Annotated in this window: 21 protein-coding genes; all 21 read left to right on the top strand. The window is 42.7% G+C overall.

Going from position 1 to position 22,683, the window contains the following annotated elements; genetic code table 11:
- A partial coding sequence (gene flgJ, locus B3182_RS11620; RefSeq protein ID WP_292752828.1) for a flagellar assembly peptidoglycan hydrolase FlgJ occupies positions 1-812 on the top strand: 812 nt, incomplete at its 5' end.
- Positions 813-843: 31 nt separating this feature from the next.
- Positions 844-1,665 carry a flagellar hook-associated protein FlgK gene (gene flgK / locus B3182_RS11615; protein WP_292752825.1) on the top strand — a complete coding sequence of 274 codons (822 nt, stop codon included), beginning with the start codon at positions 844-846 and terminating at the stop codon, positions 1,663-1,665.
- Positions 1,563-2,234: a FlgK family flagellar hook-associated protein gene (locus tag B3182_RS11610; protein ID WP_414683345.1), complete on the top strand. Its 672-nt coding sequence runs from the start codon at positions 1,563-1,565 to the stop codon at positions 2,232-2,234. Before flgK ends, B3182_RS11610 begins: the two co-directional genes overlap by 103 nt.
- A gap of 14 nt (positions 2,235-2,248) precedes the next feature.
- Positions 2,249-3,154: a flagellar hook-associated protein FlgL gene (gene flgL / locus B3182_RS11605; protein WP_292356227.1), complete on the top strand. Its 906-nt coding sequence runs from the start codon at positions 2,249-2,251 to the stop codon at positions 3,152-3,154.
- Between the two features lie 36 nt (positions 3,155-3,190).
- Positions 3,191-3,958, top strand: coding sequence for a glucose-1-phosphate cytidylyltransferase (gene rfbF, locus B3182_RS11600; protein ID WP_292356229.1), 768 nt, complete (start codon positions 3,191-3,193; stop codon positions 3,956-3,958).
- The gene (rfbG, locus tag B3182_RS11595; protein ID WP_292356230.1) at positions 3,922-5,022 is read left to right on the top strand and encodes a CDP-glucose 4,6-dehydratase; all 1,101 of its coding nucleotides are present in this window, start codon (positions 3,922-3,924) and stop codon (positions 5,020-5,022) included. The genes rfbF and rfbG overlap by 37 nt, the downstream gene beginning before the upstream one ends.
- Complete coding sequence (locus B3182_RS11590) at positions 5,019-5,576, top strand: dTDP-4-dehydrorhamnose 3,5-epimerase family protein (RefSeq protein ID WP_292740786.1); 558 nt, start codon at positions 5,019-5,021, stop codon at positions 5,574-5,576. The genes rfbG and B3182_RS11590 overlap by 4 nt, the downstream gene beginning before the upstream one ends.
- Entirely contained in the window at positions 5,573-6,799 is a 1,227-nt protein-coding gene (locus B3182_RS11585; RefSeq protein WP_292356234.1) for a class I SAM-dependent methyltransferase, read from the top strand. Before B3182_RS11590 ends, B3182_RS11585 begins: the two co-directional genes overlap by 4 nt.
- The gene (locus B3182_RS11580) at positions 6,796-7,641 is read left to right on the top strand and encodes an NAD-dependent epimerase/dehydratase family protein (RefSeq protein ID WP_292356236.1); all 846 of its coding nucleotides are present in this window, start codon (positions 6,796-6,798) and stop codon (positions 7,639-7,641) included. The genes B3182_RS11585 and B3182_RS11580 overlap by 4 nt, the downstream gene beginning before the upstream one ends.
- A gap of 24 nt (positions 7,642-7,665) precedes the next feature.
- Positions 7,666-8,688, top strand: coding sequence for a radical SAM protein (locus B3182_RS11575; protein ID WP_292356237.1), 1,023 nt, complete (start codon positions 7,666-7,668; stop codon positions 8,686-8,688).
- Positions 8,688-9,974 (top strand): glycosyltransferase family 4 protein, encoded by a 1,287-nt coding sequence (locus tag B3182_RS11570; RefSeq protein WP_292356238.1) that lies wholly within the window; start codon positions 8,688-8,690, stop codon positions 9,972-9,974. Before B3182_RS11575 ends, B3182_RS11570 begins: the two co-directional genes overlap by 1 nt.
- Positions 9,968-11,173 carry an FkbM family methyltransferase gene (locus B3182_RS11565; RefSeq protein WP_292356239.1) on the top strand — a complete coding sequence of 402 codons (1,206 nt, stop codon included), beginning with the start codon at positions 9,968-9,970 and terminating at the stop codon, positions 11,171-11,173. Before B3182_RS11570 ends, B3182_RS11565 begins: the two co-directional genes overlap by 7 nt.
- Complete coding sequence (locus tag B3182_RS11560) at positions 11,163-12,182, top strand: radical SAM/SPASM domain-containing protein (protein ID WP_292356241.1); 1,020 nt, start codon at positions 11,163-11,165, stop codon at positions 12,180-12,182. Before B3182_RS11565 ends, B3182_RS11560 begins: the two co-directional genes overlap by 11 nt.
- 5 nt (positions 12,183-12,187) lie before the next feature.
- The gene (locus B3182_RS11555; RefSeq protein ID WP_292356242.1) at positions 12,188-13,351 is read left to right on the top strand and encodes a class I SAM-dependent methyltransferase; all 1,164 of its coding nucleotides are present in this window, start codon (positions 12,188-12,190) and stop codon (positions 13,349-13,351) included.
- Between the two features lie 28 nt (positions 13,352-13,379).
- The gene (locus B3182_RS11550; protein WP_292356244.1) at positions 13,380-14,483 is read left to right on the top strand and encodes an FkbM family methyltransferase; all 1,104 of its coding nucleotides are present in this window, start codon (positions 13,380-13,382) and stop codon (positions 14,481-14,483) included.
- A gap of 34 nt (positions 14,484-14,517) precedes the next feature.
- Positions 14,518-15,312, top strand: a complete 795-nt coding sequence (locus B3182_RS11545) for a cephalosporin hydroxylase family protein (protein WP_292356246.1) — start codon at positions 14,518-14,520, stop codon at positions 15,310-15,312.
- A gap of 42 nt (positions 15,313-15,354) precedes the next feature.
- Positions 15,355-19,530, top strand: a complete 4,176-nt coding sequence (locus B3182_RS11540) for a glycosyltransferase (RefSeq protein ID WP_292356248.1) — start codon at positions 15,355-15,357, stop codon at positions 19,528-19,530.
- Positions 19,531-19,691: 161 nt separating this feature from the next.
- Positions 19,692-20,528 carry a flagellin gene (locus B3182_RS11535; protein ID WP_014707546.1) on the top strand — a complete coding sequence of 279 codons (837 nt, stop codon included), beginning with the start codon at positions 19,692-19,694 and terminating at the stop codon, positions 20,526-20,528.
- A gap of 186 nt (positions 20,529-20,714) precedes the next feature.
- Positions 20,715-21,548, top strand: a complete 834-nt coding sequence (locus B3182_RS11530) for a flagellin (protein ID WP_292356252.1) — start codon at positions 20,715-20,717, stop codon at positions 21,546-21,548.
- Between the two features lie 67 nt (positions 21,549-21,615).
- Positions 21,616-22,017, top strand: coding sequence for a flagellar protein FlaG (locus tag B3182_RS11525; protein WP_292356253.1), 402 nt, complete (start codon positions 21,616-21,618; stop codon positions 22,015-22,017).
- 47 nt (positions 22,018-22,064) lie between these two features.
- Positions 22,065-22,683 (top strand): flagellar filament capping protein FliD (gene fliD / locus B3182_RS11520; protein ID WP_292752819.1); only part of this gene is annotated, 619 nt, incomplete at its 3' end.

The following is a 22,683-nucleotide window of genomic DNA, read 5'->3' as shown; positions in this document are numbered from 1 at the left end:
ACAAGGCGAGTTTGGCAGAAGGTATTTTCGATTCCAATCATAGCAAAACCTATCGTGAAATGGCCGACCAGCAATTGGCAATGGATTTGTCGCAACGGGGAGGGCTTGGTTTACAGGATGTCATTGTTCGGCAATTAGGTGGTCAGACAAATACCAATGCGAATATGCCCTTGCCAGGGCAAACGTTTAGCATTGATACGGTGACTATTCGACAGGATTTACGACGTGCAGTGAAAGAAATTCATGAAAATGCTCAGGATGCAGATAGCAAAGAGATCTTATCCGGCACGGAACACAAAAACTTTCCCCAGCGCTTTAAAACGCCTGAAGAGTTTGTTAACCACCTGTGGCCACTGGCACAACAGGCAGCCGACAAAATGGGGACGACACCTGAAGTTATTTTGTCTCAGGCGGCACTTGAAACCGGCTGGGGGCGATATGTCTTAAAAGATGGTGAGGGACAATCCAGTTTTAACCTGTTTAACATTAAAGCGGATAGCCGATGGGATGGGGATTTCGTTGCTAAAAATGCGCTTGAATATCGTGATGGTAAACCCATAGCCGAGCAATCACGTTTTCGTTCTTACGATGATTATGCTCAAAGTTTTGAGGATTATGTCAGCTTCCTTCAGTCGCAACCCCGCTACCGAGAAGCATTAAAACATGTTGGTGATCCGGAAACCTTTGTAGAAAAATTGCATGAAGCCGGCTATGCAACCGATCCGCAATATGCTGACAAGATTAAACGCATTATGAATGGCGATACACTGGCACAGATTTCGCATAAAAATATTCAGAATCTGGGGTATTAACCTAGAAAACAGCTCGCAGGGGATTATCTAAATGAGCATGCTGAATATCGGTAGTTCGGCGTTATTAGCCGCCCAAAATGCATTAGCGACCACCAGTAATAACATCAGTAACGTTAATACGGCTGGGTATTCGCGTCAGCGTACCGATCAAGGTACACAGCCAGCCAATTTTGAAGGTGGTTACTACATTGGCAATGGTGTTGGCGTCACCGGAGTTGATCGTATCTTCAATCAATTTCTGGTCAATCAACTACGCACCTATACCTCTGCTGAATCTCAGCAAGACGGTTTTTTGACATTTTCCAAACAGGTTGATGATCTGCTTGGCTCTTCTTCACTAAGTATCAGTGGCGGGTTGGAAGCGTTTTTCAATTCTGTTCAGGAAGTTGCCAATGATCCAACGTCGATTGCCGCCAGACAGGTTATGCTTACACAAGGTGACTTGCTGGCCAACCGGTTTAATACGATGGACAGTCAACTGGGCGAGTTGGACAGACAGATTGATAACACTCTCTCGGCGTCAGTCAAGGACATCAATGTGCTTTCTCAGGGGATAAAGGATTTAAACCTCTCTATTTCTGAGTCCCTGGCTGCTGGTTACAACCCCAATGATTTGCTGGATAAACGCGATAAATTGATTGGCGACTTGTCGGAATTGGTCTCGGTGAATGTAGTCGAGCAGGATAACGGTGCAGTAAATGTCTTTATCGGTAATGGACAAGGGCTTGTGGTCGTAATAGCCGGGTTGAACTGTCAACGATTGCCGACAATAGTACCAATCCCCCCCGTATTGCTATCGGTTATGGTCCCTCACAAATTAATATTACCCAGCAGCTTAGTGGCGGTGAAATAGGCGGTGCTATACTGGCAAGAACGGATGTCGTGGATAGTACGCGTGCCGAACTGGACATATTAGCCGAATCGATCGTGACCGCATTTAATACTGCTCACAGTAATGGTGTCGATCTAAACGGCAATGCCGGCACAGATTTCTTTGATGCTACTGGTACGACAGCCGCTACTATAAGTATGAACATTACGGATACGCGATTAATTGCCGCATCCTCTACCACCGATCCAGGCGTGGGTAATAATGAAAATGCACTGGCCATGGCGGCATTGCAAACCGATAAGACCACCGTGATACTCAATCCCGGCCCTCCTGTGATTTCTCGCTCATTCAATGATCAATATGGCTCAATCGTTTCTCAAGTGGCAACTCGCACTAATCAAGCAACTGTCTCTCAGGAAACACAAGCGGGGCTGGTGAGTCAGATCCGTCAACGTTCTGAGAGTGTATCTGGGGTCAATCTGGATGAAGAGGCGGCCAATCTGATCAAGTTTCAGCAAGCCTATCAAGCGGCTTCGCAAATAATCACAGTATCGAATACCGTGTTTAATTCGTTAATTAACGCATTTTAGGAGATTAACCACCCATGCGTATCTCCACAAACAGCATAACTCAACAAGGCTTAGAGGCCATGCTGAGACAACAGAGTGAATTGGCTAAAACCCAATTACAAGTTTCATCAGGTAAGCGGATTCAAACACCGTCGGATGATCCCATTGGCGCCGTCAAAATGCTGGATTTGCAAAGACAAATCGGTCTGTCGCAGCAGTATCAAGACAATGCTGATGTCGCTGATAGCCGCTTGAGCACGACAGATGGCACATTAAAAAGCGCCGGAGATATCATGCAACGTATTCGTGAGCTGGCAGTGCAGGCGCTGAATGATACCAATAGTACTGAATCACGTCGGGGTATTGCCGAAGAAATAAATCAATTAAATGAAACACTGGTCGCTTTGGCTAATACGACAGATTCAAATGGGGAATATCTGTTTTCCGGTTATCAATCTGATGTGCAACCATTTGATACCACAACCTATGCCTATAACGGGGATGGGGGACAACGACAATTACGTGTCAGTGATGGTTATCTGGTTGCGATCAATGAACCTGGCGATGATTTATTTATTACTCAGACAGTCGCTGGGCCCAATCAGGCCATTTTCCAAACCATTGAGGATTTTACCGCTGCACTTTCCAGCGGAACGGTAGGTACCGCACCGAATGATGGCGAATTTCTCGCAAATATGGACTACGCCATGGATGCTTCTCTCGATGCCCGTACCCGCATTGGTACGCGGCAAAATGCAGTAGAACAACAACGTGAAATCAATGACAGTTCACAGTTCAGTATGACCACAACGCTTTCTCAAATAGAAGATCTCGACTATGCTGAGGCAATTACACAATTAAATTTAAAATCAGTGGGTTTACAGGCAGCACAGCAAGTTTATGTCAAAGTGCAGGGGTTATCTTTGTTTAACTTTTTGTGAAACACTTAGACGCAACTTAATCACAGTAGATTAACTATGAAAGCAGTCATTCTTGCCGGTGGATTAGGCACCAGAATCAGTGAAGAGTCTCATCTAAAACCCAAACCGATGATTACCATTGGTGGCAAACCGATTATCTGGCATATTATGAAACAGTATTCTCATTACGGTGTGAATGAGTTCATTATTTGTCTGGGCTACAAAGGCTATGTCGTAAAAGAATATTTCGCCAATTATTTCCTGCACATGTCAGATGTGACCTTTGATATGGCCAATAATGAAATGCAAGTCCATGAAAAGCATGTAGAACCCTGGAAAATCACGTTGATTGAAACAGGGGAAGACACCCAAACGGGTGGACGTTTGAAGAAAGTAAGAGATTATATTGGCAATGAGACCTTTTGCTTCACTTACGGTGATGGCGTTTCCAATATTAATATTCAAAAATTGATTGAGTTTCATCAATCACACGGCAAATTAGCCACAGTTACAGCTATTCAACCGCCGGGTCGATACGGCGCACTTAATTTGAATAGTGAGAGAGTTGAACAGTTTCAAGAAAAGCCAGCAGGTGATGGTTCATGGATCAATGGCGGCTTCTTTGTGCTCGAACCAGAAGTTATGGATTTTATTGAAGGTCCAACGACAGCATGGGAAGAATCACCGCTAAAAAAACTGGCAGATCAGCAGGCGTTAATGGCCTATCGCCATACGGGATTTTGGAAAGCAATGGATACGCTCCGAGATAAAGTCAGCCTGGAAAATTTATGGCAAACCACGGCTCCATGGAAGGTTTGGGAGTAATGTTTGCTGATATTTATCGTAATAAAAAAGTATTAATCACTGGTCATACCGGGTTTAAAGGAAGTTGGCTGACATTTTGGTTATCCCAAATGGGGGCCAAATTATATGGCATTGCTTTGGAGCCTGATACTGAGCCCAATCATTGGGCTTTATTAAAGCTCGATATTGAACAAAAGCTCACTGATATCCGTAATTATCAAACTTTATCAGAAATTATTTCGGCCTGGCAGCCTGACATGGTTTTTCACTTGGCGGCTCAACCCCTTGTCAGGATATCTTATAGTGAGCCTCTCGATACTTGGTCAACCAATGTAATGGGTACGGTTAACCTGTTAGAGGCATGTCGTCACGTACCTTCGGTGAAAGCCATTGTGGTTATCACCAGTGATAAGTGTTATGAGAATCATGAAAAAAAAGATGGATACACGGAATCCGATCGTCTGGGCGGTCATGATCCTTACAGTGCTTCCAAAGCGGCGACAGAACTGGTGGTTGACAGCTACCGAAAATCTTATTTTGAGCAGCAAGGTGTTTTATTAGCTTCTGCCCGGGCAGGGAATGTTATTGGTGGAGGAGACTGGTCGGTAGATCGATTGATCCCTGATGCGGTCAGAAGTGTCACGAAAAAAATTCCGTTAGAAGTTCGGTCTCCAGAATCCTCAAGACCATGGCAACATGTTTTGGATTCCTTGAGTGGTTATTTGTTACTAGGACAAAAATTATGGGAGGGAGAGCAATCTAGTGCTCAGGCCTGGAATTTTGGTCCGGTTTCCGGGCAAATTGCCACAGTGAGTGATGTGTTGGAGTCTATTCATGTTCACTGGCCAGCATTTACATGGCATATTGCAAAGCAAGACGCACAGCATGAGACTATCTGTCTGGGGATAAATAGTGACAAAGCACGTAAGCAATTAAGTTGGACACCCGTCTGGGACTTAAATAAAGCCACAGAAAATACAGCGCTTTGGTACAAGAAATTAGTTGAAGAAGGTTTGGTGGCTACAGCAATTCAATGGCAACACTACATTGAGGATGCCGACAAAGCTGGTGTTTGCTGGCTATGACAATGCAATGGATATCGCTGGATATAGCTGACGCTTTTGTAATCAAACAAACGTCTTTTACAGATCAGCGAGGTGAGTTTTCCAGATTGTTTTGTCAGAAAATATTGGCCCCTATCCTTGGCCAGCGCGAAATCAAACAAGTGAACTTCAGCAGGACAACCACTAGAGGGACTGTTAGGGGACTGCATTATCAGCGCTCTCCTGAAGCGGAAATGAAGTTTATCCGTTGTATTCAAGGTGCTGTATGGGATGTGATGGTGGATTTACGGCCTGACTCACCAACATTTCTCCAATGGCATGCAGAAGAATTAAGTCAGGAAAACGATACGATGATCGTCATTCCGGAAGGGTGTGCTCACGGTTTTCAGGCATTAGCGGCAGAAAGTGAATTGATTTACTTTCATACCGCTTTTTATTCCGCAACGGCTGAAGCGGGGGTTCATGTTCAAGATCCTGATTTAGCGATCGATTGGCCGCTGCCGGTAAATAACTTGTCGGTAAGAGATTCCGAATTACCTACAGTGGCGAAGTGGTTAAAGGATTTATCTGGATGAATTGCCGGCATTGTAAAATACCATTAACACATATATTTCTGGATCTTGGCGTTGCCCCACCCTCGAACGCCTATTTAACGGCTGAGCAACTCACCCAGCAAGAAACAAAATTTCCATTAAAACTGTATGTGTGTGATCGCTGTTGGTTAGTTCAGACAGAAGATGTCACGGCGGCTGATAAATTGTTTACAAATGATTACGCCTATTTTTCTTCAGTTTCTCAGGGCTGGTTATCGCATGCTGAACGCTACTGTCATCAGATTATCCAACGCCTGCAGCTGGATCAGAATAGTTTGATTGTCGAGGTCGCGGCGAACGATGGTTATTTATTAAAAAACTTCGTGGCTGCAGCGATCCCTTGTTTAGGTATTGAGCCTACTGACAGTACTGCTGACCATGCCGAAAAATTGGGGATCCCCATCCTTCGTGAGTTTTTTGGTCAGCAACTGGCACAAGAACTCACTGAACAAGGTAAACAGGCTGACCTGATCGTTGGTAATAACGTTTATGCACATGTACCGGATATAAACGATTTCACAGCGGGATTGAAGACTCTGCTGACAAATGATGGAACCATTACTCTAGAGTTTCCACACTTGCTCCAGCTCATTCAGCATCGACAGTTTGATACGGTTTACCATGAGCATTTTTCCTACCTCTCTCTTAACACTGTATGTCAGATCTTTGACAAGGAAGGATTAAGAGTTTTTGACGTAGAAACACTACCAACCCATGGCGGTAGCTTACGAATTTATGCCTGCCATGCAGGTGATAAACGCAGTACACAGACGGCTGTCAGCAATTTATTAGCAAAAGAAAAAACGTTTGGTTTATCCAACCTGAGTACCTATACCGGATTCCAAGGGTATGCCGAACACATTAAACAACAGTTAATTGAATTTTTAACCGAACAAAAGCGATTGAATAAATCGGTGATAGCGTACGGTGCAGCAGCAAAAGGTAATACATTACTCAACTATGCTGGTATCTCAACTGATTTACTGCCATTGGTTGTAGATGCTGCAGCATCAAAACAAGGCAAATATCTTCCTGGTTCGCACATTCCGATTTTAGCTCCCGACCAAATCAGCTTAAAAAAACCGGATTTTGTACTGATTTTACCCTGGAATATTGCTGAAGAGGTGATACAGCAACAGTCACATATCCGAGAATGGGGTGGCCAATTTGTGACGGTAATTCCGGAACTGCAAGTTTCATCATGAAATTACTGGTGACAGGCGCGACCGGTTTTATTGGAACCCATTTAATCATTCAAGCGCTTGGACAAGGTCATCAGGTTACGGTAATTACACGAGATAAATCGAATGTTCTCAATAGGGATTGGGGGCATCAGGTCGGTATTATTGAAGTTGACATAGAGAACCCCGAGACTAAGTGGCCTGACACAATAGCCAGTCATGATGTACTTATTCATTTAGCGTGGAGTGGTCTGTCAAATTATCAACAAAGCTTTCATCTGGACGTTGTTTTACCGGCACATAAGCAGTTTTTACAAACCATGATTGAGGCTGGAATCAAACATATTCTGGTGACGGGAACCTGCCTTGAATATGGCAAAAAAGAAGGAGAACTCACGGAATCTATGCCGGTATTTCCAGATGTTCCGTATGCTCAGGCTAAAGATAATCTTCGGCAATGGCTGGTTTCTTTGCAGAAACAGCGACCTTTTACACTGCAATGGTGTCGCTTGTTTTATATGTATGGCTCAGGTCAACATGCTAACAGCCTGTTATCTCAATTAGAGAAGGCGATTGAAAATGGCGATCCTGTTTTTAACATGTCTGGAGGTGAACAGGTAAGAGATTATCTGGCGGTTGAAACGGTGGCGCACTATTTGCTTAAAGTCATAGAACGACAAGAATGTAACGGTATCCTCAATATATGTAGTGGCGAGCCGATAACTATTTTAGAACTAGTGAAACGGTTTATAACTGCACGTCAAAGCAATATAGAACTTAATCTAGGATATTACCCATATCCAGATTACGAAGCTATGGCTTTTTGGGGTAATGCAGACAAATTAAAACAATGGATAATATCTTGAATTATTTGAGATTAGGGGAAACAAATGAAAGCTGAAGTTAAACCTAGAATTAATCTGGAGGAGCGCACTCCTTTACAGGATGTCATCCCTTTAGCTACGCCGATGATCCTATTTGTTGATCCTGCCAGTGCTTGTAATTTTGAATGTACTTTTTGTCCAACAGGCCACAAAGATCTGATTAAAGATACTGGCCGTTTTGTTGGCAGAATGAAGTTCGAAGTATTTCAAAAAGTGATTGATGATCTGGCGGGTTTTAGTCAGCCGATAAAAGTGCTGAGAATGTATAAGGATGGCGAACCATTATTAAATAAAGAAATGGCGAAGATGGTCGCTTACGCCAAACAAAGCCCGTTTGTGGATTATATTGATACCACCACCAATGGCTCTTTGATGACCCCTGAGCGAATGGGGCCAATCCTTGAAGCCGGCTTAGATAAAATTAATATCTCTGTTGATGGCATGAACAAAGAGCAGTACAAAAAATTCACCAATTTCAATTTTGATTTTGAACAGTTTGTTGAAAACGTCAAATGGTTATATGCCAATAAAGGCAATTGTGAAATTGTGATGAAAATTCCCAAAGAGTTGATCACTGAAGCACAGCAACAGGAATTTTTTGATGTATTTGGCGATTACTGTGATCGTATTTCCTTGGAAAACTTTGCCCCTTGTTGGCCACAATTTGATGTCGAAGAAAAAACCGGAATAAAGATTACAGAAGGCATTTATAACCAACCGATTACCCGAACTGATACTTGCCCTTACATATTTTATGGTATGTCAGTCAATGCTGATGGATTGGTCAGCTCTTGTTTCCTTGATTGGGAGCGACGCTTGATTGTCGGTGATGTGCGTGAGCACAGCTTAAGAGAAATATGGAATTCGACAGAGTTTAACGATTTACGGCTTCAGCACTTGGAAGGAAGACGCAACGAACATCCTGTCTGCAATAATTGTGGTCAGCTGACGCACTGTCTGCCTGACAATATTGATCCTTACCAACCTGTCTTACTCGAACGATTCAAGGCACATTTGGCGAGTCGGTAGTGAAAGTAATTCACCTCACTCCACATCTGGGAGGAGGCGTTGGACGGGCATTATCAGGGTTGCTCCAACCATCGGAACATCATGTGGAACATGTGTTTGTTTGTTTAGAGCAGGCTGAAAAAGATCACTTTATAAAGTTGATTATCGCTTCGGGCCATCAGGTGATAGTTGAACCTGATGAACAACAGCTAAAACACCTGATAACCGAGGCAGACATTGTACAATTGGAATGGTGGCGCCATCCAAAAACGATTTCGGCTTTATTGAAATGCTGTCATCTGCCAATGAGGCTGGTGGTTTGGTGCCATGTTTCCGGTTTGTATAATGAAATTATTCCTGAAGCACTAGTTGAAATATCTTCACGCTTTATTATGACGTCAGCCTGCACTTATCAGACTGAATCAATACAGTCTCTGCTAGAAGTAAATAACAAGAAGTTGGCAGTTATTCATAGTAATAATGGTCTGGAACATTGGCCTATATCGGCGGCCTGTCATCCCCAAAAAAACTTGTCAGTAGGTTATCTTGGAAGTTTTAACTTCGCTAAATTGCATCCAGACTACATTTATTATCTGGCTAAGGTTGAATTAACACCGTTCACAGTGACGATGATTGGCGACGACTTTAATGCCGACACGTTGATGGCACAAGCGAAGCGTTTAGGCCGAACTGATTTGTTAATGTTTACTGGTTACATCCATGATGTCGCCAAATCTTTAGATAAAATTAATGTTTTGGCGTACCTACAAAATCCGAGACACTATGGAACGAATGAAAATGCCTTGCTGGAAGCAATGGCAATGGGCATCGTGCCAGTGGTGTTAAATAATCCGGCTGAATGTGAAATTGTGGAACACGGTAAAACCGGACTGGTGGTCAATGATCAGGCGAGTTTTGCTGAAGCCATTCTATGGCTACACCAGCATCCTCAACAACGAACAGAAATGGGGGGAAACGCGTCGGCGTTTGTTCGTGACCGACATGCATCAGGGAAAATGCAACGAGCCTTTGATGAACAATACAACTTGGCTATGCAAATGCAAATGCAAAAGCAGGCAATTGCTTTTGATAACGTTTTTGGCGAAACCCCCGCTCAATGGTTCTTATCCTGTCAACAGCAAGCAGAATTGTTTAAAAATGATGGCTTTGTTGAGCGCCCAGAAGATGATTTTTTGCGTCCCAGTATGATGGAGGAGACCAAAGGCTCTGCAATACATTTTCATCGATATTTTCCGCAGGATGAATTGCTTGCGAAATGGGCTGGAGGAGTCGCTTCCTTATGCTGAGGCGATTTGATGCATTACCCGATATGGCAATGGTCAAACAGTTGCTGCAACAACTGGTAAGGCAAACGCTTGCCGATCCAAGCCGTCATGTGGATAAGCCACTTGTGTTTTACGGGGCCGGGAATTTGGGCAGGATGGCTAAAGTTTATTGTGATCGACTGGGCATTAAAATTGAAGCTGTGGTGGATCAGCAAGCGGATCAGCATCAGCAGGATCCCTTTTGGCAAGATGTAACCTTACTTCTTCCCGAAGACGTACCATTACAGTTAAAACACTCATCTTTATTAGCTATATGTGTTGCTAATGCGGTGTTTTCTCATTTACAGGAAACATTGACTGAACAGGGGTGGCAAGATGTGGTGCACTTCTATGATATTAGCGAAGCTTATCGCGATAAGCACCCACTTAGTAATGGTTGGTTTTGCGCTCAGCTATCAACGGAAGAGGCGGAACAGATTTCGACTGTGATGGAGCAGTGGAATGATCCTCAGTCTCGTGCTTACCACCTTCAGTTCATTGCCTGGCGGCACCTTCGCCAAGATTGGTTGTTTGCTGGGGCTGAAATGCAACCAGAGAACCGCTATTTGATTCCAGAAGTGAAGTCCGTCGTGCATCAGCAAGAGGTTATTGCTGATATTGGTGCTCACCAGGGAGAAACGTCTTTATTGCTTCTGGATGCTTTCAATTATCACTATAAGTCGTTATGGATATTTGAACCTGATCCTGAAAATCTGTCCCTGATAAAGTCGAAGCTGGCAAAACTCATCAGTCGAGACCATGACCAAGTTCATCTGTATGGTACAGCCTTGTCAAATGTTTCAGGGATGCGTCAATTTTTTGCTGGCGCGGGATATGCATGTCAGCTTAGCGAAATCGGTGATACTAGCCTTAGTGTTAAGACATTTGATGCCTTTGACGTGCCGGTAACCTTCATGAAATTACATTTGGAAGGGGAAGAGTTGAATGTGTTGCAAGGGGCTGAAAAAACATTGCGTAAACATCGACCCATTGTGACAAGCACGGCGTATCACAACCGTTTAGGACTATACAAAATGGCAGCGTGGTTAATTAAAACATTAGACAATTACCAGTTCTTTTTTCGTCTACATAGTGGTTGTGGCACAGGCGCTGTAATTTACGCGATACCATCGGAACGTTATCAGCGAACCAATAATGCTGGAGTCAATAATGAAAGCTGAAGTTAAATCAAAACTCAATCCAGAAGACAGGGTTGAATTGCAGAATGTGATTCCGTTAGAAACACCTTTCCTGCTGTATGTCGATCCTTCCAGTGCCTGTAACTTTCGTTGTCAGTTTTGTCCGACTGGTCACATTGATTTGATTAAAAACTCAGATTACAAACGAAGTTTGATGGGGTTGGGGTTATTCGAAAAATTAATTGATGAGCTCGCCGAATTTTCGCAGCCACTGAAAGTCATGCGGATGAATAAGATCGGTGAACCTTTATTAAATAAACAACTTGCAGAAATGATTGCTTTAGCCAAAAACAGTGGACGGGTTCAACATATTGATCTTGCCACCAATGGCGCTTTATTTACGGAAGAATTGCTGACAAAAATGATTACAGCGGGTTTGGACCGTCTGAATATCTCATTGGAAGGCATTAATGCTGAGCAATATCTGCAACACGCAAAAGTAAAAATAGACTTTCCAGAATTCGTCAGAAAAATCAAATGGCTTTATGCGAATAAAGGTGATTGTGAAGTAACCATAAAAGTCCCTGGTAACTACCTTAGCCCTGAGCAGCAACGCGAGTTTTACGATACTTTTGGCGAGTATTGCGATCGAATTTTTGTGGAAAGCATCGCCCCAATTTGGCCTGAATTTGATATTGAAGAAAGAAGTGGCTTTGAGGTGCAGATGGATCAAGGCCAATATCAGCAAAGTCTCGAAGAAAAAAGTGTGTGCAGTTATCTTTTCTACGCCATGGCCGTGAATGCCGATGGAACCATCAGTGCGTGCTGTCCCGATTGGGATCAAAAACTGGTCATTGGCGACTTAAAGCAGCAAACCATAAAGCAAATCTGGAATTCTGAAAAAATGCTGGAGCTGAGAGTTCTGCATTTGGAAGGTCAGCGAAAGACCAACCCGATTTGTCGTAACTGTGGCCATATTAAATACGCCCAGGTGGATAATATCGATCGCTACAAAGAAGTGCTGCTAACCAAGTTAAATGCAAGTAGGTAAAGTACGTGAGAAAAGATGAAATTTGTCCAGCTTGCCTGGCAGAGACCCATCATTTGACCGATTGGGAATATAGTGGTCTTGATGCATCAATCTTTAACTATACCGCACAATGGCATAGCTGTGATAACTGCGGATTAGTCTATGTCGCAAATATTGATGATGAGACTCTGGCTCAATTTTATGCCAATGAATGTAGTTATTTTGAAAATGACCATTTTGATATTACTTCGCCCGAAAATGTGACTAAATATCAGCACTACTATGATTTTTTAGCGAAGGCTGGTTTGGAACACACACCTATTACGGATATTGGGTGTGGTCGGGGCGGGTTTTTGCAATGGCTAAATAAACAAGGTTGGCAAGCCAACTGCATTGGGGTGGATGTGGATTTAAAAAGCATGCCTGTTAGCCAGGATAACAGTGATAATTCACCCATTAGTTTTCAAACTGGCGGCGCTTTATCGTTGCCATTTACCGTTAGCAGTCAGCGTTTATTGACGTATTTTCATGTCTTGGAACATATTCATGATTTAGATTCTGTTCTTAAAAATGCTCATAACGTTTTAATGGACCAGGGACATATATTGATTGAGGTTCCAGATGCAGAAAACTATGCCCAACAACCGATAGGCACAGCATTCTGGATGGGCATTCGTGAACATATCTACCATTATTCAGCACAATCATTGAATACCGCGTTAAACCTGCATGGTTTTGAAATTGTTTCCTGTCAAAGAGCGATGTTGCCGACGCCGGAATTTGAGTATCCTTCGCTGATGATTTTAGCCAAAAAAACTGAGCGTCCTTCCCCGGCTGTATTTGAGCTAACCGATAATATTGCAAACTATGTGTCTTCTGCACAGCGTGCGCTGAACGACCAGGCAGAGACACTTATCAGTTTAGCGAAGCAGCATTCTCAACTGACAATATGGGGGCTTTCAACGCAATTATTCAGTCTATTGCCGAAATTAAACGGAATTGACTACCGGTTGTGTGATGCCAGTAAACAAAAACAGAAAAGTCATTTTCAGCAGCAATCTATATACGATCCGAATGAGATTCAGCCGGAAGCATTACTGGTTATCGCTCCATATTTACATGCTGAAAAAATAGAAAATGCTGCTTTGTCCCTGGGTTGGTCCCCTCGGTCTATTTATCGATTGCAATAAATGCTAAAAGCCAAGAATGGAATATGAAATGAAATATAAATCGGAAGGTGTTCTTGAACTAGTTAAAAACTTGGCCCCTCTAGTGGATGAAATAGATCAAAATTTTATCAATGGTGGTGTGATCTATGGTGCTGGATTTGTAGGCACATGGGCGTGTGAGCATCTGCAGAACCTTGGGGTGAAAGTGGACGGTTTTTTAGATAGAGATACTAGAAAAACAGGTTCAAAAATACATAACGTTTTAGTTAAGTACCCTGAGCAAGCAGAAATAGAAAAAGTCCCCGCCATGCTTATTGCAGCAAGACATGTAGTGAAACAGGTTGCTGATGAAATGAGCAATTATGATTTCCCTGTCATGTCATTTGATGGGTATTTTGTGGTAAAAAATTACGCTAGATTAGCGAGTGTTAGAGATAATTTTTTTCAGGATGAAAAGTCCATCGAAACCTTTAATGCCTTGCTCATCGCCATGTTGACCGGTTCGGTTGATAGTTGCCTGCAAGTGATGGAAAAAGACATGTATTTTGGCTTGCCTGAATTTTCTGGCAATTTTGATGAAATATTTGTCGATGCAGGTGCGTTTGTTGGCGATAGTGTAGAAAGGTTTATTTGGGAAAACCTGGGGACTTTCAGACATCTTTATGCGTTTGAGCCAGGCTATAAACAGTTTGTAGCAATGACCAAAAGAATGGAAAGGTTAGTGCAGGAATGGGCTATTGATGAAAGCAAGGTTTCATTAGTAAAAGCCGGTCTTTCCTCTGAACAAGGACGTATGAATTGTACTTTTGTAAATGATGATCCGCTTCGCCATGGTTTAGCCGAGGCTCCAGATGAGGCTACAGAAATTGATGAGCGTATTAGCTCAGCAGTATGGACCTTAGATGCTTATCTTGCAGGAAAACCCATTACATTTTTAAAGGCGGATGTTGAAGGGATGGAAATGCCTCTCCTCAGGGGCGCTGAAGAAACGATCAAGAAATATAAACCCAAAATGGCATTGTGTGTATATCACTATCCAAGCGATCTTTATGAGATTGCTGAGTATGTCAGACAACTTGTTCCAGAATATCAATTCCGTTTACGTCAGCATGCCCCGCTTTTTGGTGATTTTGTTTTGTACTGTCACGTATAGACGATAGCGATTGTAATTAAAGGTTAAAAAAAGCATGGAAAAAACGCCGTTAGAACAATTTAAACAAGATATTACCGATCGTGTCCGTCAATATCCTGACAATCAACCATTACAATCAGCCTCTCAAGAGTTTTTTAACCAGATTGGCATTGGAAAAGCAGATTATGTTTATAACTTTACCTGGTTAGGTGTGCCGATAATCCAGATACCTCAGGATTTATATGCTCTTCAGGAAATTATCTGGAAGGTGAAACCCGACTTGATAATCGAAGCCGGTATCGCTTGGGGAGGAACCTTGATCCATAGTGCATCAATGCTCGCTATTCTGGAAGCATGTGACGAAATAGACAAAGGCCATGTGCTGGGAATAGATGTTGAAATCAGACCCCATAATAAAGTCGCTTTGGCCAGTCATCCCTTGAGTAAAAAAATTACCATGCTAGAAGGCTCAAGCATTGATGAGAGCATTATTGCTCAGGTAAAAGAGTTTGCGAAAGATTACAAAAGGATCATGGTGTGTCTTGATAGTAATCATACGCATGATCATGTTTTAGCCGAGCTTGAAGCTTATGCCCCCTTAGTGAGTCCGGGCAGTTATTGCATGGTAGGTGATACGGTAATAGAGGATGCTCCAGACGATATGACGTCTCAACGCCCCTGGGGAAAGGGAAATAATCCCAAAACGGCTGTTTGGGCCTATCTGAAAAAACTTGAAACGGAATCAGTTGAAGCAGCAGATGGAGAAAGACTGATGTTTGAAATGGATAAAGAATTAGAACATAAAGTGGTGCTGACAGGATCGCCAGATGGTTATCTGTTGAGAAAGTAAACTCATATAGTCCAACATCAGATACCACCTCAGGAAGAAACAATGACAACAATAAAGCAGGACGGAATATTAACCATCGGCATCACCAGTTATAACTATGGACATTTTATAGGTGAGGCACTTGAGTCGGTTATCAATCAAACTTCCCCGCATTGGAAGTTAATGATTTACGATAATGGTTCAACCGACAATACGTTTGAGGTGATCGAACCCTATCTTGAAGATCCTCGAGTGTCATTGTTTGTCCATGAAAAAAATATTGGTGGTACGGCAAATAGCATTTATGCAATTCGACAAGCGAATAGCCAATATTTTTCCTTCCTTCAGGCTGATGATTTTCTAGAGCATAACTTTGTTGAGGATGCACTTGAGCAATTTAAAATTCATCCTGAAAGTCCGTTTGTTTTTTTTAACTGGCAACAATATATAGAGCAAACCAAAACGCGATACGATCACAATCGTTTTCCGTTTTCCCCGGATCGTTCCGGCCCTCTTTTTATCGGTCCTTTCCTGACTATATTCAACTTTGTTCCCTTGCATATGGCGGCGTTCCGAACCGAATGCTTGCAATATGGATATGAGGCTTTAGTGGCGTCACCATTAAAGCAAGTAGGTGAACAATTTGTCTTGAAACTACTAGAAGATAAATATGGTATCGGCTGTTATACCGGCACAATGGGTGGTGTCTGGCGACGACATGACGCTCAAATGACAGCCTTACATGTGCAAAACAGTGTGGCTTTTTTGGAAGAGCCAGCTGAACGTCATTGGTATATCAAAACAACCCCCAATCCCAACTATATAAATGTGTTTATGGCACTTGCAACCTCCATGTTCAAACTTTCTCCGGGGAGCTTATTGAACACGGCTGACTGGTTGACCCATACAGAAGGTCAACGTTATGCAGAGAGCTTTGGGGTGCCCATTGAAGCCAAAAGAGACAACATTAAACGCGTCGTGCTTGTGGTCTTACTTAAAGTGGCTACCTATGCTCAGTTGACGTTGTTTCAAGAGGCTGATTTAGTCAACTGGATGAAATCGTTAGGCTATGAATTCACTGAATCCGCATTGAAAGAATTGCTGTTTGATATTTTATCCACTGAAGGTGAGGAGCTGCTGAATCTAAAGGAAATTGAGCAAATTTGTCAGTTTTGTTTTAAAAATATTCAACCGCAGCATATCAACCCTCAAGCGGAAAAAATCCGTGACCTGATTAACAGTCAACTTTTTCCTGTACAGAATCAGACGGGACTACCATTACTGTCACTTGCACGGTCAATGTTGGAAAAGAGGAGAAATATTTTCTCTTCTGCAGAAGATAGAGAACTGTTTTTAATCACTGTGTGTAAAGCGGCCTTCGATGCAATTGTTCAGCGCTATAAAAATGCAATCAGTCCTGAGGATGCCGTTGAGCTCCATGATTTAATGAAAGCCCTGCTTGATCACAAACAGATCGTCGAGCAAAAAGCCCTTGCACTTCAACTCCGATCAGAAATTTATGAGTGGCAGTTAAATATTGATTATCAACGTTGGATTAAAAATCATGCCTTACTAGAAATTGATGCCCAACTTCATGCAGAAAGAATGATGAGTTGGTCAGTTCAGCCAACATTCCATTTGTATATGTTTATGTTTGAGGGGGAGGAAAATCTTTTAGCGAATACCATTGACTCACTTGCAAAACAGTTCTATCACAATTGGAAGCTAACGGTTATTGCTGATGGACTTGCACCCGATGTGATGTTTGATGAGCTGGATGTGTTGGAGTGGCAAAGTTTCCCTGCTGAACAAGACCCATACGTTTTTCTGAATAATTTGATAATGAAGCAGTCAGATGGTTGGGCCATGTTTGTACCGGCAGGTGTGCAGTTTGAAGCGCATACATTTTTGAGTATGGGAGACTATATTGATCAATATCCACAGCAAAAATTATTCTACAGCGATGATGATTTAATTTCCGCTAATGGAACAAGGCACACTCCACGGTTTAAGCCGGACTTTAATCTCGATATGTTGAGAAGCAAAGATTATGCAGGTTTAGTGCTGTGCGAGAGTAACCTGTTCAGAAGTTTAGGCGGATTTGACATGTTGCCTGCGCATGAAAATTATGGCCTCACGTTTAAAGCCTTTGAATTGTTAGGATCTTCTGCAATAGGTCATATTAGTGATGTGTTGATTCACCTTCCAGAAACGATTCAAGGGCAAATGAACCAACCCACAATGCAGATGGCTGTAGAACAGCATTTAAAGCGTTTGGGTATAAATGCATACCTAGAACCAGGGCTGGCACAAAATAGCGTTCGAGTAGAGTATGAGTGGCCTGTATCACCTCTAGTTTCTATCATTATTCCAACAAAAGATAAAATTGAGTATCTCCGACCATGCGTTGATTCTCTGCTTCTGAAAACGACTTATTCAAACTTTGAGCTGATTATTGTCGATAACCAAAGCGAAGATCCAGATATTTTGGAATATATTAATGTGCTTCAAGCAAACTACGGTGAGCGGGTTAGGCGACTGGAATATCCCTACCCATTTAATTATGCAGCAATAAGCAACTTAGCCGCAAAAGAGGCAAACGGCGAATATTTACTGTTCTTAAATAATGATACGGAAATTTTGCACGCCGAATGGTTAGATAGAATGGTCAGACATGCACAACGGCCGGATGTTGGCATTGTCGGAGCACGTTTAGTTTACCCCGAGTCAGGATTAGTGCAGCATGCGGGTGTTATTTTGGGCATGGATAGTGTTGCGGATCATCTTTTCTTAGGAGTGCGGGATATACACGAATCAGGCTATATGGACCGCGCACATTTAGATCAAAACTTTTCTGCTGTAACAGCTGCCTGTTTGATGATTCGAAAATCTATTTATGATGATGTCGGGGGGATGGACGAGGAAAATCTGGCTATTTCCTATAACGATATTGATTTATGTCTAGAGGTACGGGAAAAGGGATACTTAGTGACTTGGACTCCTTATACAGTCTTAGTCCATCACGGAAGTGTCAGTCAAATAAGCGAATTTTCTCCAAGAGCTGACGAAAATTCCCGAAGATTTCTGCGTGAAAAAACATTTATGTTGAAAAAGTGGCTTCCTCAGATAGCCAATGATCCTTACTTTAACCGTCATTTGACTCTTGCAACCAGAGAAATCCAAATCGAAGCCCAAATGCCCACTAATTGGGATACCAATTTTCATGATAGAAATCGTGTGCTTGGGCTGCCATTAGCTGGTGGAAGTGGTGATTACAGAGTGATTCAACCTTTTAGTGCTCTTAGTCATGCAGCATTGGCACAATGTGAATATTATCGATTTAATCATAATTTCACCAAACCGATTATGATCTCGGAATATGCTCGCATTGCACCGGAGACAGTGGTGTTTCATGCCGCTTTAAATGATCTCCAACTTAAACAATTAGACCAGCTTAAAGAATTTTTACCCGAGGTTTTCCGGGTTTATAGTATTGATGATTTACTTACTAACGTGCCGGAGCAGAGTTCAGCCTATAAAGAAATAAAGCGTCATTTTGCTGACGCAAAATCTAGGATGCGCCGTGCATTACAATCCTCAGATCGTTTAATTGTCTCTACACAACCTTTAGCAGACCTTTGTGTTGGAATGATTGATGATATAAGAGTGGTTCCTAATCGACTACCAAAAGAACCATGGCTATCACTTAGTTCACTATCTAACCAAGGTATCAAGCCACGTGTGGGATGGGCTGGCGCGCAGCAGCATCAAGGTGATCTGGCCATAATGTTTGAAGTAGTTAAGGCGACTGCAGATGAGGTGGATTGGATATTTATGGGCATGTGTCCAGAAAATATTAAGCCTTATGTCCATGAGTATCATCATTTTGTACCAATTGCCGATTACCCTGCAAAACTTGCCAGCTTGAATCTGGATCTGGCTATCGCGCCACTGGAACTACATCCTTTTAATGAATCAAAAAGTAATCTACGGTTATTAGAGTATGGAGTATTAGGCTGGCCGGTTATCTGTACCGATATTTATCCGTATCGTACCAACAATCCCCCAGTTATTTATGTGCAAAATCAAGTAGATGAATGGGTGGCGGCAATCCGGCAAATATTGGCCGATAAAGCGGCATTAGCTGATGCCGGTTCAGCGTTAAAGGCATGGGTTCTCAAGCATTACATGCTTGAGGATCATCTGGATGAATGGCTTGAGGCTCTGACAAGAAATTAATACCAAATCTATAGGGCCAGTTTGGCCCTTTATTTTTCTAGGTTTACGCTTACCATATTGAAAAAATAAAGATTATTGGCACGAACACTGCTTAGTTGAATTCATACCTGTTCGGAACGCCGGCAGGTTCTGAATAGAATCGCTCAATTAGGGAGAGTGTTATGGCACTAATCGTCAATAGTAATCTGGCATCTTTGAATGCTCAGCGTAACCTGAGCACTTCGCAAAATGATCTGAATACAGCTTTACAACGTTTATCCTCTGGTTTGCGAGTTAACAGCGCCAAAGATGATGCTGCTGGTCTTTTTGTGGCTCAACAACTTACTCGAGATATTCGGGGAACAAACCAAGCTGTTCGTAATGCAGCAGATGGTATTTCATTAGGACAGACTGCTGAGGGTGCGTTAGGCCAGGTAGCCAACAATCTTCAGCGGATTCGTGAAATTGCTATCCAGGCGTCAAACGCAACGGTTGGTGATCGCAGCGGTTTACAAAAAGAAGTAGATCAGTTGACCCAGGAAATTTCGCGTATTGTTCAAACCACTGAGTTTAGTGGAACCAAGCTATTAAGTGGGGCAACCTCTCTGGTCTTCCAGGTTGGTGCCAGTGGTTCAACAAATAACCAAGTGACTCTGGATACGGTTAATATTACCGGTATTGGTGGTTATTCATTAGACCTAACTGCAACCGGAACAATCAATGTTAGTGATGCGTCAAATGCCTCTGCAGCATTATCAGGATTATCAACTGATATTGATACGGTTAACCAGACTCGTGCAACCTACGGTGCTTTGCAGAACAGATTTGAAGCCGTTATATCTAATCTGCAGAATTATGCCGAGAATTTGACTGCTGCACGTAGTCGGATTGAAGATGCCGATTTTGCGGCTGAAACAGCCCGATTGACTCGTGCTCAGATACTGCAGCAGGCAGGTACATCAATTCTGGCACAGGCCAACAGTTTGCCACAGAGTGCATTAACCCTATTGCAGGGCTAATTATGATGGCTTCAAAGTTCCTGGAAAGACATGCTTTGGGTGGATTCTGGTTTATTTGAAAAAAAGATTAAAGAAAAATAATCGCAGGTCGCTAAACATTTCGGAGGCGGTAAATACTGGGTTTTCCACAGTCTGTCCGCCATGTTTAGTGGGGCAAAATGCCCTTAAAAGCCTAGGAGAATTCTCATGGCGGTTATTGTTAACTCGAATCTGGCATCATTAAATGCACAGCGTAATCTTGAAGCATCACAAGGCAGTCTGAATCAATCACTGCAACGTTTATCATCTGGTCTGCGTATCAACAGCGCGAAAGACGATGCAGCCGGTTTGTTCATCGCTGAACAGCTGACTCGTGATATTCGTGGTACCAACCAAGCAGTTCGTAATGCATCTGATGGTATTTCCCTCGGTCAAACTGCTGAGGGTGCATTAGGTGAAATTGGTAATAACTTGCAACGTATCCGTGAGCTAGCGGTACAGTCTGCCAACGCCACCACCGGTAACCGTACAGGTATCCAAGCTGAGGTTAACCAGTTAACTCAAGAAATCTCACGTATTATTCAGACTACTGAATTTGCCGGTAATGGTCTGCTGAGTGCTGCCAACTCATTGACATTCCAAGTCGGTGCAAGTGGTGCTGCAACAAATCAATTGTCGGTATCAACTGTTAGTATGACTGCTATTGCCGGCTATTCAGCTGATTTGGCGGCAACAGGTACAATTGACGTAAGTACTGCTGGTGCGGCTTCTGGAGCACTTGCTAACTTGAGTACCGCTCTGGATACTGTTAACCAATCACGTGCCACATACGGTGCTCTGCAAAATCGTTTTGAAGCGGTTATCTCTAACCTGCAAAACTATGCAGAAAACCTGACTGCAGCACGGAGCCGTATCCAAGATGCTGACTTTGCTGTTGAAACAGCTAACCTGACGCGTTCGCAAATTTTGCAACAGGCTGGTGTTTCAATCCTGGCGCAGGCTAATACCCTGCCTCAGACAGCACTTTCATTACTCGGATAAGTTACCGGGAGGCTTTCCCGGCAAATAGCCGGGAAAAGCTTACCCGATATTCTTGGAGGATGAAGGAATGACTACCAACGATTTAACAGTTAAAACTGATTCGTTGTCATTACCAAATTCTGGCAATATTCAGCAGGGCAGTAATGTTCCTGCTGAAGTTGTTTCAGGGCTTGCTTCAACACAACGAGTCAATCCATTGGCTCAACCGAAGATGCTATCCAAACAGCTGGAAGCCACGGAAGAGCAATTAGCAGCGATTCAGGAGAGAGTAGTTGAGCTTAATAGCTACATGCAAAACTTGAATCGTTCTTTACAATTTTCAGTAGATGATAAAAGTGGCGATACGGTTATTAAAGTGATTGATTCTGAAACGGATGAATTAATCAGACAAATACCCGCTGAAGAGTTATTAGTCGTTCGTAGCTCTTTGGAAGAATATCGCGGCATGTTGCTGGAGATGAGAGTTTGATTGGCGTGTAATTTGCTTAAAATTACACACTAATCGGGAGCGTTATCATGGCTACAATACAAGCACCAGGCATCGGGTCTGGCTTAGATGTAAACGATATTGTCACTAAGTTGATGGAGATTGAGCGTCAGCCTATCGACAACTTAACGTCTAAAAAGTCATTTATTAATGCTCAGATAAGTGCTTATGGCTCGCTAAAGAGTAAAGTTGCTGATTTTCAATCAGCAATGGCTAATCTTAATTCACCTGAGAAGTTTCAGGTATATCAAGCCACTAGTGGAAGTGATTCTGTTTTTACCAGTTCAGTTTCAAATGGTGCTGTTGCTGGAAATTACAATATTGAGGTGGTTAGGCTGGCAGAAAGGGATAAAATTGCTACCCAAGCCTACACCGATTCCAACACCGTCGTTGGTGAGGGTACGCTTAATATCAATATTGGATCTGAGAGTTTTGCGTTAACAATTGATAGTAGCAATAACACTTTGGCTGGTATACGTGATGCAATTAATGATGCAGCTGATAACACCGGTGTCTCTGCGACAATTGTTACTGGTGACGATGGTGCTCGTCTGGTTCTCTCTTCTAAAGAAACCGGAACAGATAATGCTCTGCGGATAAGTGTAACAGACAGTGATGGTGGCAATACTGATGAAGCTGGTCTATCTG

The organism is Methylophaga sp. UBA4204 (assembly GCF_002379485.1).
Lineage (GTDB): Bacteria > Pseudomonadota > Gammaproteobacteria > Nitrosococcales > Methylophagaceae > Methylophaga.
This window is presented reverse-complemented; position numbering and strand designations above follow the sequence as displayed.

What these genes read in the sequence shown, in the direction of transcription:
- B3182_RS11590 (WP_292740786.1), top strand. Translation starts at nt 5,019, where the DNA reads ATGACAATGCAATGGATATCGCTGGATATAGCTGACGCTTTTGTAATC.
- B3182_RS11560 (WP_292356241.1), top strand. Translation starts at nt 11,163, where the DNA reads ATGAAAGCTGAAGTTAAATCAAAACTCAATCCAGAAGACAGGGTTGAA.
- B3182_RS11540 (WP_292356248.1), top strand. Translation starts at nt 15,355, where the DNA reads ATGACAACAATAAAGCAGGACGGAATATTAACCATCGGCATCACCAGT.
- rfbF (WP_292356229.1), top strand. Translation starts at nt 3,191, where the DNA reads ATGAAAGCAGTCATTCTTGCCGGTGGATTAGGCACCAGAATCAGTGAA.
- B3182_RS11565 (WP_292356239.1), top strand. Translation starts at nt 9,968, where the DNA reads ATGCTGAGGCGATTTGATGCATTACCCGATATGGCAATGGTCAAACAG.
- B3182_RS11575 (WP_292356237.1), top strand. Translation starts at nt 7,666, where the DNA reads ATGAAAGCTGAAGTTAAACCTAGAATTAATCTGGAGGAGCGCACTCCT.
- B3182_RS11550 (WP_292356244.1), top strand. Translation starts at nt 13,380, where the DNA reads ATGAAATATAAATCGGAAGGTGTTCTTGAACTAGTTAAAAACTTGGCC.
- flgK (WP_292752825.1), top strand. Translation starts at nt 844, where the DNA reads ATGAGCATGCTGAATATCGGTAGTTCGGCGTTATTAGCCGCCCAAAAT.
- rfbG (WP_292356230.1), top strand. Translation starts at nt 3,922, where the DNA reads ATGGCAAACCACGGCTCCATGGAAGGTTTGGGAGTAATGTTTGCTGAT.
- B3182_RS11585 (WP_292356234.1), top strand. Translation starts at nt 5,573, where the DNA reads ATGAATTGCCGGCATTGTAAAATACCATTAACACATATATTTCTGGAT.
- B3182_RS11535 (WP_014707546.1), top strand. Translation starts at nt 19,692, where the DNA reads ATGGCACTAATCGTCAATAGTAATCTGGCATCTTTGAATGCTCAGCGT.
- B3182_RS11580 (WP_292356236.1), top strand. Translation starts at nt 6,796, where the DNA reads ATGAAATTACTGGTGACAGGCGCGACCGGTTTTATTGGAACCCATTTA.
- B3182_RS11545 (WP_292356246.1), top strand. Translation starts at nt 14,518, where the DNA reads ATGGAAAAAACGCCGTTAGAACAATTTAAACAAGATATTACCGATCGT.
- flgL (WP_292356227.1), top strand. Translation starts at nt 2,249, where the DNA reads ATGCGTATCTCCACAAACAGCATAACTCAACAAGGCTTAGAGGCCATG.
- B3182_RS11530 (WP_292356252.1), top strand. Translation starts at nt 20,715, where the DNA reads ATGGCGGTTATTGTTAACTCGAATCTGGCATCATTAAATGCACAGCGT.
- B3182_RS11525 (WP_292356253.1), top strand. Translation starts at nt 21,616, where the DNA reads ATGACTACCAACGATTTAACAGTTAAAACTGATTCGTTGTCATTACCA.